Source organism: Intrasporangium oryzae NRRL B-24470 (assembly GCF_000576595.1).
Taxonomy (GTDB): Bacteria; Actinomycetota; Actinomycetes; order Actinomycetales; family Dermatophilaceae; genus Intrasporangium_C; species Intrasporangium_C oryzae.
Window position 1 is genome coordinate 1 of the sequence record NZ_AWSA01000074.1, and the last position, 14,833, is coordinate 14,833.

Consider the following 14,833-nt stretch of genomic DNA (forward strand, 5'->3'; position numbering starts at 1 on the left):
TGACGTGGCCGCCGCGGGCCGCCGCGGGCCGGCGCCCGGATGGCCCGCGCGATGGGCACGGCGCCGGCGGAGGCCGCCCAGCGGCATACCCCCGGGTCGTCGTTCAGGAGGCTGAGGCGGAGGCGTGGAGGACGCACGTCGTCGCCGTCGGCCTCGCCTCGAGGCGACCCTCCGGGATCGGCTCCCCGCAGACTGAGCACAGCCCGTAGGTCCCGGCCTCGAGCCGTTCCTCGGCAGCGTCGATCGCGGCGAGGTGCGCCTGTGCCTGGTCGATGAGGGCAGCAATCTGCGAGCGCTCGTAGGCGATCGTCGCGCCCTCGGGGTCGTGCTCGTCGTCGGCGTTCGAGTCCTCGGACGCGTCGGAGGCCTCCTCGAAGGCGCGGCGCAGCCCGACCAGCCGCTCGTCCGTCGTGTGGCGCTCGGCCGCGAGCCGTGCCGCGTGCACCTCCGCCTTCCGTCCCGGTTCACTCACCGTCCCAGTCTGCCCCTCCGCGTCGTCCTCCGCGGCGAGACCACGGAAGCCTCCGGAGACGGCAGGATGGGCGCATGAGCCACCCCAGCGGAGTCGTGTTCCCCCTCGTCGACGGCCGGCGGAGCACGACGGCGACGGGCCGCGCAGTCGTCGCCGACGCCCTGCGCGGCGCTGACCCGGTGGGCGCAGGCTCTGCCGAGCGCGAGACGAACTGGCGTCAGGGCTACGTCCCGCACTTCCGGCGGCTCGTCGAGGCCGGGCTCCCGTCCGCCGGGATGGCGCAGCAGATCGCGCGCGACGGGCTCACCTCCCTCCACGAGCGGATGCGCTGGGTCCCCGACGAGAGCGCCGACGACGAGCCGCTCGACGCCGCCTTCGCCGAGGCGAGCCTCAGGGTCGGCGGGAGGCTCGACTCCGAGACCGTCCGCGGCTCGGGCACCCCCGAGCGCATCCTCTCCATCCCGTATGCCGGCCAGCGCCTCTCGGGGGACGCGCTCCGCGAGCGCCTCGCCGAGTGGGTCGACGCCGGCGTCATCGAGCCGTCGTGCGCCGAGGCCGTCGACCTCGTCATCGCCAACCCCGACTGGCTCGACCTGTCCGACCGGACCGTCGTCGTGCTCGGCGCCGCGGCCGAGATGGGGCCGCTGCGCTCCCTGCTCCGCTGGGGCGCCGATGTCGCGGCCGTCGATCTTCCGCGAAAGGATCTGTGGGACAGGCTGATCGGCGATACGAGCAAGCTCGCAGGGTCGATCACGGTGCCGGTCCGGCCGGGCGAGGGCAGCATCGCCTCCCGCGCCGGAGGCGACCTCGTCCACGATCTCGGATCGGTGACCGACTGGGTCGCCCGGCTCGAGGGGCCGATCACGATCGGCAACTACGTCTACGCCGACGGCGAGACCAACGTCCGCGTCTCGATGGCCGTCGATGCGCTCACCGAGCAGGTCGTCGCGTCGAAGGGCAGGGACGACGTGGCCCTCGCCTTCCTCGCCACGCCGACCGACGTCTTCGCCGTCCCGGGCGAGGCGGTGGCCCGCTCGGTCGCGAACTACGCCCAGCGGCATACGTCGAAGGTGGTCCGGGTGCCGCTTCGCACGCTGAGCGGTGGACGACTCCTCCGGCGCAACTACGTCCCGGGCACCGACCCGGGCATCAACGACAGCGTCGTCTCGCAGCAGGGGCCGAACTACCTCCTCGCCAAACGGCTCCAGCGGTGGCGGGCGACGGCCTACCGCGCCGACGGCGGCCTCGTGTCGCTCAAGGTCGCCCCGCCGACGCGGACGCGGTCCGTCGTCAAGAACCGCGCGCTCGCGGCTGCCTACGCCGGCGCGCATCGCTTCGGGATCGAGGTCTTCGAGCCGGGGACGGCCAACACCCTGATGGCGGCGCTGCTCGTCCACGACCTGCGCACCGGCTCGCCCGCGCAGGCGCACCCGTGGCAGGACGAGGCGTATGCCGCCGCGCACGGCGGGCTGTGGACCGCGGCCTACGACCCCCGAAGCGCCCTCGGCATCGCGGCCCTGCTGGGCCTGGCCTCCGCCCGGTGACCCCCACGCGCACCCAGTGCGGGCGTGCGACCCCGGTCGAACGGCTGTCTCAGTCTGACACCCGGCTTGGCGTCGGCGGCCCCGGGGGGCGATGCTGTCCCCCATGGGTGAGCGAGTGGCCGACACCGAGGCGCCGGCCGTGGGCAGCAAGCCCCGCGAGCACCGGCTCGGCGGGACCCTCGCAGCGCCCCGGACGCTCGTCCCCGCCCTCCTCGCCGCGATCGCCTACGTCGACCCGGGCAACTTCGGGGTCAACATCACCTCGGGTGCCGAGCACGGCTACGAGCTCGTCTGGGTCGTCGTCTTCGCCAGCTGCTCGGCGATGCTCATCCAGTACCTCGCCGCCAAGCTCGGGATGGTGACCGGACGCAGCCTCGCCGAGCACAGCTCGGACCGCTACCCGGGGATCGGCCGGCTCCTGCTGTGGGCGCAGGCCGAGCTCGTCGTCATCATGACCGACCTCGCCGAGATCGTCGGCGGCGCGATCGCGCTCCGGCTCCTCTTCGGTATGCCGCTCACCGCGGGGGCCGTCTGCGTGACGGTCTTCAGCCTCGTCGTGCTCGCCCTCAAGGTGCGCGGGCGCAGCCACTTCGACTCCGTCGTGCTCGTGCTCCTCGTCGTCATCGTCGGCTCGCTCGTCTGGCAGGTCCTCATCGCCGACGTCGACTCCGTCGCCCTGCTCGAGTCGGTCGTCCCCGGACCGCTCGGCGGGTCGGCGGCCCTGCTCGCCGTTGGCATCGTCGGCGCCACGGTCATGCCGCACGCCCTCCACTTCCACTCCGCGGCCTCCCGGGGCCACGACGACGGATCACCCGAGGTGACCGAGGTCGAGCGGATGCGCACGGGGCGTCAGGCCGTACGCAGCGTCGTGCTCGCGATGACGATCGCGGGGATCGCCAACGTCTGCCTCGTCGTCTTCTCGGCGGCCCTCCCGAGCGAGGCCGGCGCGAGCATCGAGACGGCGTGGGCCGCCCTCGGGGAGCAGTCCGGCCAGATCGCGGCGACGATGCTCGCCGTGGCGCTCCTCGCCTCCGGCCTCGCCTCGACCCTCGTCGGGGTCCAGACCGGCGACGTCGTCATGCAGGGCTTCGTCCGCCGGCCGATGTCCCCGTTCCTGCGCCGGACCCTCGCCGTCGTGCCGGCCCTGGTCATCCTCGGGCTCGGCGTCGAGCCGACGAGCGCCCTCGTGTGGAGCCAGGTCGTGCTCAGCTTCGCCCTGCCGGGGACGCTCATCCCACTGCTCGTGCTGACGAGCGACCGGCGTCTCATGGGCGTCCTCGTCAACCACCGGGTCACGACCGCTGCGGCCACGCTCGTCACGGCCGTGATCGTCGGCCTCTGCGGCTATCTCGTCGTCACCGGCTTCTGAAGCGCTGTCACCGCACGTTCGACTTCTTGCCGACTCAGGCGTCGGCCTCGATCGCGAAAGTGTTGCCGTCAGGATCCTGGAACCACGCGATTCGACCGCCACCGGCTCGCGGGGTGATCCCTCTGGCGTCGTGCTCGTCCGCGTCGTAGCGGACAAACTCGACGCCAACATCGGCCAGCTCCTCAACCACTTGGTCGATGTCGTCGACGTACCCGGTGGCCAATGTCGCCGGTGACCGCCCAGCCGTGGCGGACTGGTACACGTTGAACCCGGGGCGGCCGCCGGATCCGTAAACGCGACTGAGGCACTCCGGACGATCTGGCTACTGCGCAGGTATCCCCTCGAGGGAGACTCGGCTGTATGGCCGACTGGAATTTGCTGCGCTGGACCTTGAATCAAGGCCGCCACACCTGGGGCGGATAACCAGGTGGACGTTCGCGTAGGGCTGTGCGGGTGGACGGTCTCCCAGTCTTCGTATGTGCGGCGCTTCCCCGTCGTCGAGGTGCAGCACACGTTCTACGAGCCGCCAGCGGACGCCGTTCTGACGCGCTGGCGGGCCCAGGTGCCGGCCAGCTTCGAGTTCACGATCAAGGCGTGGCAGATCGTCACCCACGAGTCCAACAGCCCCACCTACCGGCGTCTGAAGCGGCCGCTGCCGGACAGCGCGCGCGGGCACGTGGGAGCGTTCCGGACCACGCCTGAAGTCCTTGCGGGCTGGGAGCGGACACTCGAGTGCGCGCGCGTCCTGCGGGCCACCGCCGTGCTGCTTCAGTGCCCGAAAAGCTTTCGCCCGACGGCCGAGAACATTCGACGGCTGCGTAGCTTCATGTCGCAGGTGGAGCGGCCAAGCGGGCGGCTGCTGTGGGAGCCCCGTGGTGAGTGGCCCACGCACGTACTCGCTGAGCTCTGTGCCGAGCTGGACCTGGCTCACGTCGTGGACCCGATGCAGACCGAGACGGTGACACCCGAGCAGACCTACTACCGGCTGCACGGCACCACAGGCTCGCGGCACGTCCATACCGATGACGAACTCCGCCGGCTGCGGGACCTGGTCGACGGCCGACCATCGCCGTACGTCATGTTCAACAACGTTCCCCGCGTCGGCGACGCAGAGCGGTTCCTCGCCTTGCTCTCCAGTGAAGGGAGGTGAACTGGAGCTGAGCCAGATCTCGTCGAGCGACCTCAGAGCGTCAGGGGGCTGAGCGTCACAGGAAGGCGCTCGTAGCCGCGCAAGATGCGGGTGCTCCTGCGTACGGCCCCGTTGTGGACCCGTGGCTCGGGGTACCGCTCGAACAGTGTCCGCAGCCCGACCTCGCCCTCCATCCGGGCCAGCGCCGCCCCCAGGCAGAAGTGCCGACCGGCGGAGAAGGACAGGTGCTCGCGGGCGTTCTGCCGGGTTATGTCGAACGTGTCCGGCTCCGGGAAGACCTGGGGATCACGGTTCGCGCCTGCCAGCAGCGCCACCATCACGGATCCGCGCCGCATCGGGACACCGGCAACCTCGGTGTCCGCCCTGGTCATGCGTCCGGTGAGGAGCACCGGCGGGTCGACCCGCAAGACCTCCTCGACGGCGTTTGGCCAGAGATCTTCCCGCTCGGCGAGCAGCCGGCGCTGCTCGGGGCTGCTCGCGAGCAGCGCGATGCCGTTGCCGAGCAGGTTGACGGTGGTCTCGAAGCCGGCCGCAAGCACCAGCCCGGCGGTGGACCTCAGCTCGACGTCGGTGAGGCTCACGCCGTCCTCCTGGGCGGCGAGGAGCTGACTGAGCAGGTCGTCGCCGGGTTGTCGACGCAGGCCGTCGAGGTGGTGCCCCAGCCACTGGTCGAACTCGCGCAGCGCCGACTCGACGTGGCGGAACTTCGTCCAGGAGAGCCCGAGGTCGAGGCTGGGCGCGGCCGCGGCACCCAACCTGAGCACCTTCTCGCGGTCGCGTTCTGGGACGCCGAGGATCTCCGCGATCATGGTGACCGGCAGGAGGCTGCAGTACGTCGCGACGAGGTCGACCGGACTTCTCGGGTCGATCTGATCGAGGAGCTCGGTGGCGATCTGCTGTGTGCGGCCGCGCAGCTTCTCGACCGCCCGGGCGCTGAAGACCCGCGACACGAGCTTGCGGTATCGGGTGTGATCCGGCGGCTCGGTCACCAACAAGGAGGGCGGGGTGAGGGGTCCGAGCGGCGCGTCCTCCATGGCCCACGACAGGAGCCGAGCAAGGCTGCTTTCCCTGTCCGCGGGGAGGAACCGAGCCCCGGCATCCGGGTTGGACAACAAGGCTCGCACCGCGGCATGGTCCACGGTCACCGAGGCGAACTTGCCCCGGTAGAACGGGGCGTGTGCGCGCAGCTCGTCCATGACCGGCTCGAGCGCTGCCCGATCGCCGGACTGGGTGGCCACGAACATGCGGCCATGGAGGTCGCCCTGCTTGGCCGATCGCCGCAGCATGGTGCGGGGCAAGGCGTGACCCACCGACCAGCGCACGGCAGCGCGGGCCAGCGGCATAGGGGTGAACTGAGTCAGGCTGGGCCTCCTGGGACACGGCTGTCCACCAATCTTGCCTCGCGTGGGTTGGGGCGCGGTAACCCGCAAGGAATATCGCGGGTCCCGGCAAGTCCGGTGAACCAGCTGAGTGCCTCGCGCGCCTCCTCGGCGGGCGGAGGCTCAGCGGATCGTCACGGTGGCTGCGGCACCGGGCATCTCGACCCAGGTGTTACCGGGGGCGAGGAGCAGTGGCTGGCCGCTGTCGGTGCGCAGCACGAAAGTGTCGGTGACGGGCCCCTTGGACCAGGCGCCCGCGACGGAGTGCCCGCCGGCAAGTGCCACGAATCGGCCCGATCCGTCGGTCAGCTTGAGGATCGGCACGGGGTCGCCCGGGTCGGTTCCGATCTTCCCCAGTGACGAGCTGACCTTCAGCACAAGCACGTTGGTGGCGCTGACCCGTATGCCGTCCAGCGTCGTGTGAGGCCCCCACGGCTCGGACCGCAGGTACCGCTTCCGCGCGGCGTCGTACCTCCAGGTCATGTTGAACCCAGCGCCGTACGGCACCACTGCCGAGGTCCCGGCCCCAACGGCACTCGACGCTGACGCAGAGGCCAGGTCAGCGGCATACGAGAAGTAGGGAGCCGGGGGCTTGGTGAACTTCGAGAGCCCCATGAGGGTCCGGGGCTTCACGAAGACGTGGTCCGGGAGTGGCCGACTGCGGTTCAGGACGTATGCGCCCGGGCGGGGGACCCGCAGTGTGCCGAGGTCGTCCAAGCGGCCGACCGAGTCGACGTAGCTGACGACCCACGGGGCCCCCATCGTGTTGCCGAACACGGGCTCCAGGGGCGACAGCAGGGGCGCGTCCGGCGGCCGCACCGAGCGCACGGGCCCTACGAGGCTCGGCAGCTGGGAATGGAAGACCGCGAGAAGCCGGGTGTAGGCGACACCGATGGGCTCCGTGAAGACGATGTCGGCCTTGTCGACACCGATCTGAGGGTGCGCCTGCCGCACGTCTGAGATCTTGATCGCCACCGCTGGGTGGTCGAGGCTCATCCCCGGGGTTACCGGGAGGCCGGTGAGAGGCGCCGTCATGAGCGTCGTCGTGGTGGCGGAGGGAGACGTGACCGTTGGAACCGGCGTAGCGGAGGGAGTCGGGCCTTGGCCTCGGCGGGCGACGAAGACGGCGACCGCAGCAGCGACCAGCACGACCAACACGACGACGCCGACCACCATGCGGCGCTTACGATTCCCGACCATCGCGCACCTTCCTACCCGCCTCCCAGCGCCACCAGAGTGGCAAGCGACACGTGGGCCGGACAGGGCCGAAGTACCCGCCTTCGGAGCTCACCCGCCGTGCCAACCCCGGTGCTCGGTGCGCCGCGCCCGCTCGCCGCCGATGACGTCGCGAACAGGCCGTGTCGGAATGCCCACCGCGGCTATGCTCGCCCGATGCCCGGCCCCGAGAGCACCATCACCGCCACAGCCGCAGGCACGTTCACGCTGGGGGACCTGACCGTCACCCGGATGGGCTTCGGCTCCATGCGCTTGACGGTCAGCCGCGACGTAGAGCGCGCTCTCACCGTGCTGCGTCGTGCGGCCGAGCTCGGCGTCAACCATGTCGACACGGCCGCCTTCTACGTCTCGCCCGGTGGCATCCTCGAGGGGGACCCGGGGCCGCCCCGCTACGCCACGGAGCTCATCCGGGAGGCGCTCGCGCCGTACGACGATCTGGTCATCACCACCAAGGTGGGGCCGGGAATTCGCGAGGACGGGACGTTCTACCAGGCCTCGACGGCCGACGATCTGCGGCGTCAGGTCGAGGAGAACCTCCGCCGGCTCGGAGTCGACCGGCTCGACGTCGTCAACCTCCGCATCATCAAGAAGGCGGGCAAGGACTCGGTCGCAGAGCGGTTCGAGGCGCTCGCGAGAATGCGTGAGGAGGGACTCGTCCGACACCTGGGTCTGTCGAACGTCCGTCTGGACCATCTCGTGGAGGCACAGCGCATTGCGCCGGTGGTTTGTGTGCAGAACAGCTATGCGCTGGACAACCAGCAGGACGCCCCGCTGCTGAGGGCCTGCGGTCAACGAGGGATAGCCTTCGTCCCCTTCTTTGCGATCGCCGGCTCGGGTCGGGAGAAAGGACCTGTCAGCAGCCACGCACCTGGCCTGTCGCAGGTGGCAAGAGCTCACGGGGTGACCGAACAGCAGGTCCGACTCGCCTGGACCCTTCATCAGGGGAGACACGTGCTCGCCATCCCCGGCACCGGCAACCCTGACCACCTAGATGAGAACATCGCGGCGGCCGCTATTCGCCTGAGTCAAGAGGAGCTCGCCATCCTCACCTGAGCAGCCCAGACCCCTCTCCGGGTGGCCGGGGTGGTGGTCAGCGGCGGGGCCTGACCCGATCTTCGATATGCAGCCGGAACGGTCAGCCAGGAGGCGCCAGGTCTGTTGTGCCACGAACACGCGGCGGCGCCTCGCATCTCGGCGCAGCTGAACTCGACATCTAAGCTTCGGATACGTTGACTTGGCCGAGTCGAGGGCGCTGTCTGGTCCGAGGCTGGGTGCAGGTCTCTCCTGGCCCTCTGCCCGCTCAGTGACTGCATTGGCAGCCCGGCGTGCCCAAGAGGACGACCACCCAGGGAGTGGCGATGGGTGACAAGATCGGGCGGTTCCGCAGCGAGGCGGGCCGGGACAGTTCCATGGATGCCATGACGTCGCGATGGGCACGCTCCCGGCACCATCGGAGAGCGTCGACGTTCCCACGTCGCTCGGCATGGTCAGGTCCTATCGCTCGGCCGGGAGCGAGTCCGGTCTCACGCCCGTCGCGTTGATTCCGGGTCGGAGTTCCGGCGTTCCGATGTGAGGCGAGAACCTGCCCTACCTGCTCGCGTCCGGACGCACGCTCATCGCAATGGACGCGCTCGGCGACTGCGGTCTGTCGGTGCAGACCGCACCCATACTCACCTTCGAGCACCAGGCGATGTGGGTCGACGAGGCACTGGAGGGAATGGGCATCGGCCAGGCCCACACGGTTGGGCACTCATTCGGTGGCGCCCCGGCAGCCGTGCATGCTGTTCGCCACCCGGCCCGAGTTGCGACACTCAGCCTCCTCGAGCCGGCGTTCGTGCTGCGGTGGCCACCGGCATCCACGTTCTTCTGGGCAACGCTGTCGATGCTTCCAGTCCCGAGGAGCTGGCGGGACCACGCTCTGGCCGCGATCGGCGGGGTGTGCCTCGATGATATCCGCGCCGAGTCCCCGATCGGCAGCATGATCTCAGTCGGCGCCCAGGAGTTCCGGGCCGCCTTGCCGAACCCCCGACCCCTTACCGAGGGCCAGCTCACGCGACTCAGAATGCCGGTCTATGTCGCCATCGCCGGCGCTCGCTCGCTGGCCGGTGGACAGCGCGCGGCCGTACGAGCGAGACAGCTTCCCGCCGGCACCGTCCAGGTCTGGCCAGGGACAACACACTCCCTGCCGATGCAGGTCCCTGAGCAGCTCGCTCGCCGCCTTCGCGACTTCTGGGACGCGGCCCCATGAACCGAGAAGGTCGACCGACAGATCGCACCCTCGACCATCGACACAAGGTCGTCGGTGAAGCGTTCGTTCAGAGAGACGGGCCGACAATGCGTCTGTCAGGATGGTCGAATCGCGGAATGACGCTGGAGCCATCGAGCCTGAGGCTGGCACTGTCCGTCCATCCTTGGCCGCACTCCAGACTTCATACCGCCCATCGCCGTGTTTGGCTTGTCACAGGCCGGCGAGCCATTTGTCCGGTCCGAAGACCTCGTAGTGGATGTTGGCTTCAGGGAGCCCCCGCGCCAGCAGTTCGGAGCGGACCTGGTCCATGAACGGCAGCGGGCCGCACAGGTACGCGTGCGTGTCGGGCAGCACCTCGATCCTCTCTAGCTCGATCCGACCTGGCATCGTCTCGTCGGTGGCCGGGCGCACACCGAGGTCCTCATACCAGTGGCGAAGCGCGGCTCCCGGAAGGGCGGCGACCAACTCGGTCAGCTCGCGACGATGGGCCTGCCTGGCCGGTGACCGGTCCGCGTGCAGGACCGTCACTGGGCGGTCTGAGGAGGTGTGTGTCAGGTAGTGCAGCATGCCGATCATCGGGGTGCAGCCGATACCGGCTGACACCAACAGCAAGGGGTCGTCGCCCTCCTCGAGGACCAGGTCGCCGAAGGGCAGTGAGACGCGCAGCCGGTCGCCCTCGAACACGTTGCGGTGAAGGAAGTTCGACACCTCCCCTTCCGGGACCTCGGTGCCGTCCTCGGCGATGGCAGCCGGGATTGCCTTCACGCTGATCGCCCAGTCGTCCGCGCGGCCCCGAGTCAAGCTGTACTGGCGGATCTGGTTTGCGCCGTCGGGCAGGGGGACGACAACCGAGATGTATTGTCCTGGTTTGGCGGCGGGAAGGCTGGAGCCATCGACCGCCACGAGGCTGTAGGCGACGGTGTCGGGCGACTCCTGCTGCCGGCTCGCGACAATGACCTCACGCCACACCGCGCCTGGCTCGACGCCGGCGTTGGAGTACAGACCCTGTTCGAGGCGGATCAGGTCGTCGGCCATGTGCCAGTACAGCTCGTCCCACGCCGAGGCAACCTCAGGTGTGACTGCGTCGCCCAGTACCTGCACGATCGCCGCGAAGAGGTGCTCGTGCACGATCTCGTACTGCTCCTTGGTGACCCCCAGTGACGCGTGCTTGTGTGCGATCCGGGCCAGTAGCTGCTCGGTTGGGTGAGGGTTGTCGGTGACCAGCATCGTCGCGTAGGCCGCGATGGACCCGGCCAATGCGAGCGGCTGGTCCCCTTGTGCCTGGTTGCCCCTGTTGAACAGGTCGCGGATCAGCTCTGGATGAGCGCTGAACATCTTCTGGTAGAACAACGGCGTGATCTCTCCGATCGCCGCCCCGACGGCAGGCAAGGTGTCACGAATGACCTGAGCCGACGTGTCCGAGAGCATGAGGGCCTCCCTGTGTCCTCGTGGGTGGTGGCTGGGCTCACACGCGTCCGTGGTGCGAACCCTTTCCGGTCCCGTCGCACGTTACCGCCGCCCCGGACCAGAGTCTCTCGATGCGTCCCGGATTGGTGACGGAGATAGGCGCCGGGCCCTGCCGTCTCGGACCGCAGCACGGTTGTCGTGGTGGCCGGGCAACTCCGAGTTGCGCTCGCCTGATTCTCACTAACGGTTCCAACCCTGGTCTTGCAACACACGACAGGCAGCTCCGCCCCCCAAGTCCAGCTGCAGCAACGCGCCAACATGCGGCGGTGTGACGCACCTTCGCGGAGGAAGGCGTCACGGCGGGCGACCCTGTGGGGACGACACTGACGCGCATCGAGATCACGAGAGGCCCGCTCCGGTCACACACGATGGCGCGATCGGACAGCCCGGGACTGCAACACCACGTTTGGGTGCGGGGGGCGGCTGCGATGCCTAGCGTTGGACGTGGTCGCCCTTCGGGCGGCGAGGAGGGGTCATGGCTGCGAGCATGGTGCGGTTCGAGTCCCGGACGGTGATCCGTCGACCGGCGAGCGAGGTCTTCGAACGGTTGGCGGACCTGCCGGGCTACCGGCAGTGGATGCACCGGGACGGCGTGTTCGCAGGGACGGAGCTGACGTCACTGCCGCCCATCCGCGCCGGGACGACGTACGTCGACCGCACCCGGATGGGCCGCTTCGTGGGCGAGGTGACCGAGCACGTGCCGGCGACGCGGATCGCGTTCAGCGAGACGCTCACCTGGTTCGGCCGCCCGCTGACCCAGGCTCGTCCGAGTTACGTGCTCGAGGCCGACGGTGACTCGACGGTGGTGCATCACGTGGCCGAGGCCGAGCTGTACGGGCCGATGCGGTTGTTGAAACCGGCTGCCGCGTGGATGTCGACCCGGGAGCGGACCCATACCCTCGCCTCCCTCAAGCGCTCCCTCGAAGGCGAGTAGGGAGGTCGGCACGCCGACCCGGGCGTGGCGGTCATGGTCAGCAGGGACGCCCGGCAGGCGGCGGAAATGGGCTACCTGGACGCCTCGCGTACACGCGTCCACCCCGACTGGCCCTCGTCGGTTTCGGCTTGCGCGAAAAGGGTCCGCCGTCGATGCCCCCGGCTGCACACTGGAAGGTGCCATCCGCGCACACTGTGGCGCCCGAGTACGCCGCCCACGCTTGGCAGGACACCACCGACTGACGGGGTCCGGCCGGATCGGGAAGCTGTACGCCATCGCCTCGGCTCTGCGCCGACGTCGCCCGACCGACCGAGGAGTTGCGGAGCCCATGAACAAGACGCAGCAGGACGACAGCGGTTCGCAGCAGCCTCCCGCCCACCGGCGTGCCCTTGGGTGTCTGACCAACACGCACCACGTCTGGAAGAGCTACAGCACTGACGATGGCGGCCGATACCGAGCCTGTGAACGATGCGGCAAGGAGTACGTCAACACGGGCAGAACGCCAATGATCGGCGGCTGAAGGCGCTTGATCGCCGGGACCCGGTCAAGAGGGACTGCGTTGCGCGGTGCACCTCGTCCACGGTTTCGAGGTCGCTCTCCACCCGGACGCCCGGGGAGGCCGCGCGAGCTATGAGCTCCGCACGTGATGGCGCGGGGCCTCACCCTGCCGCGCTGCCCTCTGACGCCTTCCACCGTCGGTACACGGGCATCTCGTCGTCCGTGTACTCCGTCGCTACCGCCTCCACGATCGAGCACGCGTAGTGGACGAGCCCGTAGGTCGTCTGGCTGGGTCGCGCCAGCACCGCGGGATGGGACGGGGGGATCTCTTCAAGCGAACCACGCGCCATGAACTCGCCGTAGTCGCCGGCGTGGTCCCCCCACGGCTGCGCCGTGTGCAGCGCGTAGCGCGGGTCACGCGCAACCTCGCGCATCTTCGGGCTCGTGTTGCGGAACGAGACGCACAGCAGCCCTGCCGCGAGCCAAGGGGAGACCGGGTGCACGCGCGGTCCGCCGTCGAGCCGGAGCGTCGCCTGGTAGACGATCCGACCCTCCATCCGCTCCCAAGCGAAGGCGGCGAGATCTGGCTCCGCGTTCGCGAACTCCGCCCAGGTGGTCATAACGGCCGCAGCCTACCGCGGCGCCTGCCCTGAGCCTGCCGTATCGAAGCCGAGGTCATGGTGCGCTGCTCCGATCTCGAGCAAGGCCGGTTGAGCCGCGAGCCCTCGGGGCGCTGGTGGTCACGGCCCGTCGAGGCAGCGCTGGAGGGCGGGCCCCACGTAGGCGACGACCTCGTCAACGGACATGCTCGCGAGCGGCTCGATACGCAGCACGTAGCGGGCCACGGCGAGGCCGATGATCTGGGCTGCAGCGAGCGCGGCCCGTTCACGCGCGTCGGGCCCGTCGAGGTGGATGGCGTAGCCCTCGACGATGACGTTGACGAGGAAGTCGCGCACAGCCTCGTGTGCCGTGCCGTCCGTCATGGCGGACCGAACGAGGCCGATCATCGTCGGCCCGACCGTTTCGTCGTCGAACACGCCGACCACCGCGCGGGCGATGCGCACGCCGGCGCCGTCGACGCCCTCGGCGAAGGCGGCGTCGAGCTTGGCCCGAGGGTCGACCGGAAGCTCGAGGGTGGCGGCGAAGAGCCCTTCCTTGTTGCCGAAGTAGTACGGCACGAGGGCCACGTCGACACCGGCGCCCTCGGCGACAGCGCGCATCGTGGTGCCCCGGAAGCCGCGGGCGGAGAAGAGCTCACGTGCCGAGCTGAGGATGTCGCCGCGGGCGTCGGTGCGGTCGGCCCGGGGCCCGGTGCGTCCGCGCGGCGTCATGACCTCATCCTAGACATGTTGAACAAGTGTTGAAACTTTGCCACAGACGCTCTACCGTGGTTTTCAACAAACGTTGAAAGGAGCGTGTCCCATGTCAGCAACCACCAGCCCCTCCCCGGCCGACACCACTGCCTCGCCCGCCCCCGGCGCCCCCGGCGCCCCCGCGCGAACCGCCGTCAGGCGGCACCGGACCGTGGGACCCGTCGGCGTCATCGCCCTGCTCGCCGTCCTGCTCGGGCTCGTCCTCACCGCATTCGCCCTGCCCGCGGTCAAGAGCGCGCCCCACGACGTCCCCATCGGCGTCGCCGGGCCGGCCCAGGCGGCGGCGCAGGTCGAGCAGGCACTCGCCGCCAAGGCCCCCGGCGCCTTCGCAGTCACGGGGTTCGGCGACGAGGCCGCCCTCACCTCGGCGATCCGCAGCCGTGACGTCTACGGCGGCATCGTCGTATCGGCCACCGGGCCCCAGGTCCTCACCGCGCCCGCGGGGTCGCCGGCCGTCGCCCAGCTGCTCGTCGCCCTCGCCTCCGGACTCTCCGCCGAGCTCGGGCGTCAGGTGCCGGTCCGCGAGATCGTCTCCCCACCCCCGAGCGACCCGCGCGGAGCCGGCCTCGCGGTCGCCCTGCTGCCTCTCATCATCGGCGCGGTCGCCCCCGTCCTCGCGCTGACGCGCGTCGTGCGCGGAGCCTGGCGGCAGCTCGCCGCCGTCGTGTCGGCAGCGGTGGTCATCGGAGCGGTGCTCGCCGCCCTGCTCCACTGGTACGGCGCCTTCGACGGCAGCTGGGTCCGTGACGCCGCGGCCATGTCGGCGGTGCTCGCGGCCATGTCGACGGCCCTGCTCGGCCTGTACTCCATCGGTGGGCTCCCGGCGCTCGGCGCCGGCGTCGCCGTCTTCCTGCTCGTCGGCAACCCGCTCTCCGGCCTGACGACGGCTCCCGAGTTCCTCCCAGCCTTCTGGAGCACGCTCGGCTCGTGGCTCCCGCCGGGCGCCGGTGGCCAGCTGCTCCGCAGTTCCGCCTACTTCGGGGGCGCCGGCGTGGGCCACGCCATGGTGGTCCTCGCCTGCTGGTTCGCCTTCGGCGTCGCGCTCCTCGCGGTCGGGTCGCGCGGGCAGCGAGCGGCCGAGCCCCTGCCGGCCTGACACGGACGTATGCCGCTGGGCCGGGACCGCGCGCAGGTGGGCGGATTCAAGGGGTCATCGCAACACC

Annotated in this window: 15 protein-coding genes; 8 read left to right on the forward strand and 7 right to left on the reverse strand. The window is 70.1% G+C overall.

Going from position 1 to position 14,833, the window contains the following annotated elements; translation table 11 throughout:
- Positions 1–103 precede the first annotated feature (103 nt).
- Positions 104–472, reverse strand: a complete 369-nt coding sequence (locus N865_RS20175) for a TraR/DksA family transcriptional regulator (protein WP_407636802.1) — start codon at positions 470–472, stop codon at positions 104–106.
- Between the two features lie 74 nt (positions 473–546).
- Here N865_RS20175 and N865_RS20180 point away from each other — a divergent pair, with 74 nt between their 5' ends.
- Entirely contained in the window at positions 547–2,016 is a 1,470-nt protein-coding gene (locus N865_RS20180; RefSeq protein WP_034810032.1) for a hypothetical protein, read from the forward strand.
- 103 nt (positions 2,017–2,119) lie between these two features.
- Positions 2,120–3,385 (forward strand): Nramp family divalent metal transporter, encoded by a 1,266-nt coding sequence (locus N865_RS20185; RefSeq protein ID WP_157557799.1) that lies wholly within the window; start codon positions 2,120–2,122, stop codon positions 3,383–3,385.
- A 34-nt stretch (positions 3,386–3,419) separates the two neighbouring features.
- Here the strand turns inward: N865_RS20185 and N865_RS20190 are convergent, their stop codons facing one another.
- Positions 3,420–3,647 carry a VOC family protein gene (locus N865_RS20190; RefSeq protein WP_211244937.1) on the reverse strand — a complete coding sequence of 76 codons (228 nt, stop codon included), beginning with the start codon at positions 3,645–3,647 and terminating at the stop codon, positions 3,420–3,422.
- Between the two features lie 216 nt (positions 3,648–3,863).
- Here N865_RS20190 and N865_RS20195 point away from each other — a divergent pair, with 216 nt between their 5' ends.
- Positions 3,864–4,535: a DUF72 domain-containing protein gene (locus tag N865_RS20195; RefSeq protein ID WP_245603855.1), complete on the forward strand. Its 672-nt coding sequence runs from the start codon at positions 3,864–3,866 to the stop codon at positions 4,533–4,535.
- Positions 4,536–4,567: 32 nt separating this feature from the next.
- On the opposite strand, the gene N865_RS20200 is transcribed toward N865_RS20195, so the two are convergent.
- On the reverse strand, positions 4,568–5,833 hold the full coding sequence (locus N865_RS20200; RefSeq protein ID WP_245603856.1) for a cytochrome P450: 1,266 nt from the start codon (positions 5,831–5,833) through the stop codon (positions 4,568–4,570).
- A 204-nt stretch (positions 5,834–6,037) separates the two neighbouring features.
- Positions 6,038–7,114, reverse strand: a complete 1,077-nt coding sequence (locus N865_RS20205; RefSeq protein ID WP_084328418.1) for a DUF3048 domain-containing protein — start codon at positions 7,112–7,114, stop codon at positions 6,038–6,040.
- A gap of 192 nt (positions 7,115–7,306) precedes the next feature.
- Here N865_RS20205 and N865_RS20210 point away from each other — a divergent pair, with 192 nt between their 5' ends.
- Both N865_RS20210 and N865_RS20215 read left to right on the forward strand, forming a co-directional pair.
- Positions 7,307–8,203: an aldo/keto reductase gene (locus N865_RS20210; RefSeq protein WP_034810037.1), complete on the forward strand. Its 897-nt coding sequence runs from the start codon at positions 7,307–7,309 to the stop codon at positions 8,201–8,203.
- A 538-nt stretch (positions 8,204–8,741) separates the two neighbouring features.
- Positions 8,742–9,398 carry an alpha/beta fold hydrolase gene (locus N865_RS20215; protein ID WP_281173525.1) on the forward strand — a complete coding sequence of 219 codons (657 nt, stop codon included), beginning with the start codon at positions 8,742–8,744 and terminating at the stop codon, positions 9,396–9,398.
- A gap of 210 nt (positions 9,399–9,608) precedes the next feature.
- On the opposite strand, the gene N865_RS20220 is transcribed toward N865_RS20215, so the two are convergent.
- On the reverse strand, positions 9,609–10,826 hold the full coding sequence (locus N865_RS20220; RefSeq protein WP_034810038.1) for a globin domain-containing protein: 1,218 nt from the start codon (positions 10,824–10,826) through the stop codon (positions 9,609–9,611).
- Between the two features lie 514 nt (positions 10,827–11,340).
- On the opposite strand from N865_RS20220, the gene N865_RS20225 reads away from it, so the two are divergent.
- A complete protein-coding gene (locus N865_RS20225) occupies positions 11,341–11,799 on the forward strand; it encodes an SRPBCC family protein (RefSeq protein ID WP_034810040.1) in 459 nt (152 codons plus the stop codon).
- A gap of 328 nt (positions 11,800–12,127) precedes the next feature.
- Positions 12,128–12,319: a hypothetical protein gene (locus N865_RS22890; protein ID WP_157557800.1), complete on the forward strand. Its 192-nt coding sequence runs from the start codon at positions 12,128–12,130 to the stop codon at positions 12,317–12,319.
- A gap of 139 nt (positions 12,320–12,458) precedes the next feature.
- Here N865_RS22890 and N865_RS22035 read toward each other — a convergent pair whose 3' ends face one another.
- Positions 12,459–12,917: a pyridoxamine 5'-phosphate oxidase family protein gene (locus N865_RS22035; RefSeq protein ID WP_051511172.1), complete on the reverse strand. Its 459-nt coding sequence runs from the start codon at positions 12,915–12,917 to the stop codon at positions 12,459–12,461.
- A gap of 120 nt (positions 12,918–13,037) precedes the next feature.
- Complete coding sequence (locus N865_RS23780) at positions 13,038–13,628, reverse strand: TetR/AcrR family transcriptional regulator (protein ID WP_034810041.1); 591 nt, start codon at positions 13,626–13,628, stop codon at positions 13,038–13,040.
- 91 nt (positions 13,629–13,719) lie between these two features.
- On the opposite strand from N865_RS23780, the gene N865_RS20240 reads away from it, so the two are divergent.
- Positions 13,720–14,766, forward strand: coding sequence for a hypothetical protein (locus N865_RS20240; protein ID WP_034810042.1), 1,047 nt, complete (start codon positions 13,720–13,722; stop codon positions 14,764–14,766).
- Positions 14,767–14,833 lie beyond the last annotated feature (67 nt).

Excerpts from the sequence above, each read along its gene's own strand:
- N865_RS20180 (WP_034810032.1), top strand. The coding sequence starts at position 547 with ATGAGCCACCCCAGCGGAGTCGTGTTCCCCCTCGTCGACGGCCGGCGG.
- N865_RS20185 (WP_157557799.1), top strand. The coding sequence starts at position 2,120 with ATGGGTGAGCGAGTGGCCGACACCGAGGCGCCGGCCGTGGGCAGCAAG.
- N865_RS20205 (WP_084328418.1), bottom strand. The coding sequence starts at position 7,114 with ATGGTCGGGAATCGTAAGCGCCGCATGGTGGTCGGCGTCGTCGTGTTG.
- N865_RS20210 (WP_034810037.1), top strand. The coding sequence starts at position 7,307 with ATGCCCGGCCCCGAGAGCACCATCACCGCCACAGCCGCAGGCACGTTC.
- N865_RS20220 (WP_034810038.1), bottom strand. The coding sequence starts at position 10,826 with ATGCTCTCGGACACGTCGGCTCAGGTCATTCGTGACACCTTGCCTGCC.
- N865_RS20225 (WP_034810040.1), top strand. The coding sequence starts at position 11,341 with ATGGCTGCGAGCATGGTGCGGTTCGAGTCCCGGACGGTGATCCGTCGA.
- N865_RS22890 (WP_157557800.1), top strand. The coding sequence starts at position 12,128 with ATGAACAAGACGCAGCAGGACGACAGCGGTTCGCAGCAGCCTCCCGCC.
- N865_RS22035 (WP_051511172.1), bottom strand. The coding sequence starts at position 12,917 with ATGACCACCTGGGCGGAGTTCGCGAACGCGGAGCCAGATCTCGCCGCC.
- N865_RS23780 (WP_034810041.1), bottom strand. The coding sequence starts at position 13,628 with ATGACGCCGCGCGGACGCACCGGGCCCCGGGCCGACCGCACCGACGCC.
- N865_RS20240 (WP_034810042.1), top strand. The coding sequence starts at position 13,720 with ATGTCAGCAACCACCAGCCCCTCCCCGGCCGACACCACTGCCTCGCCC.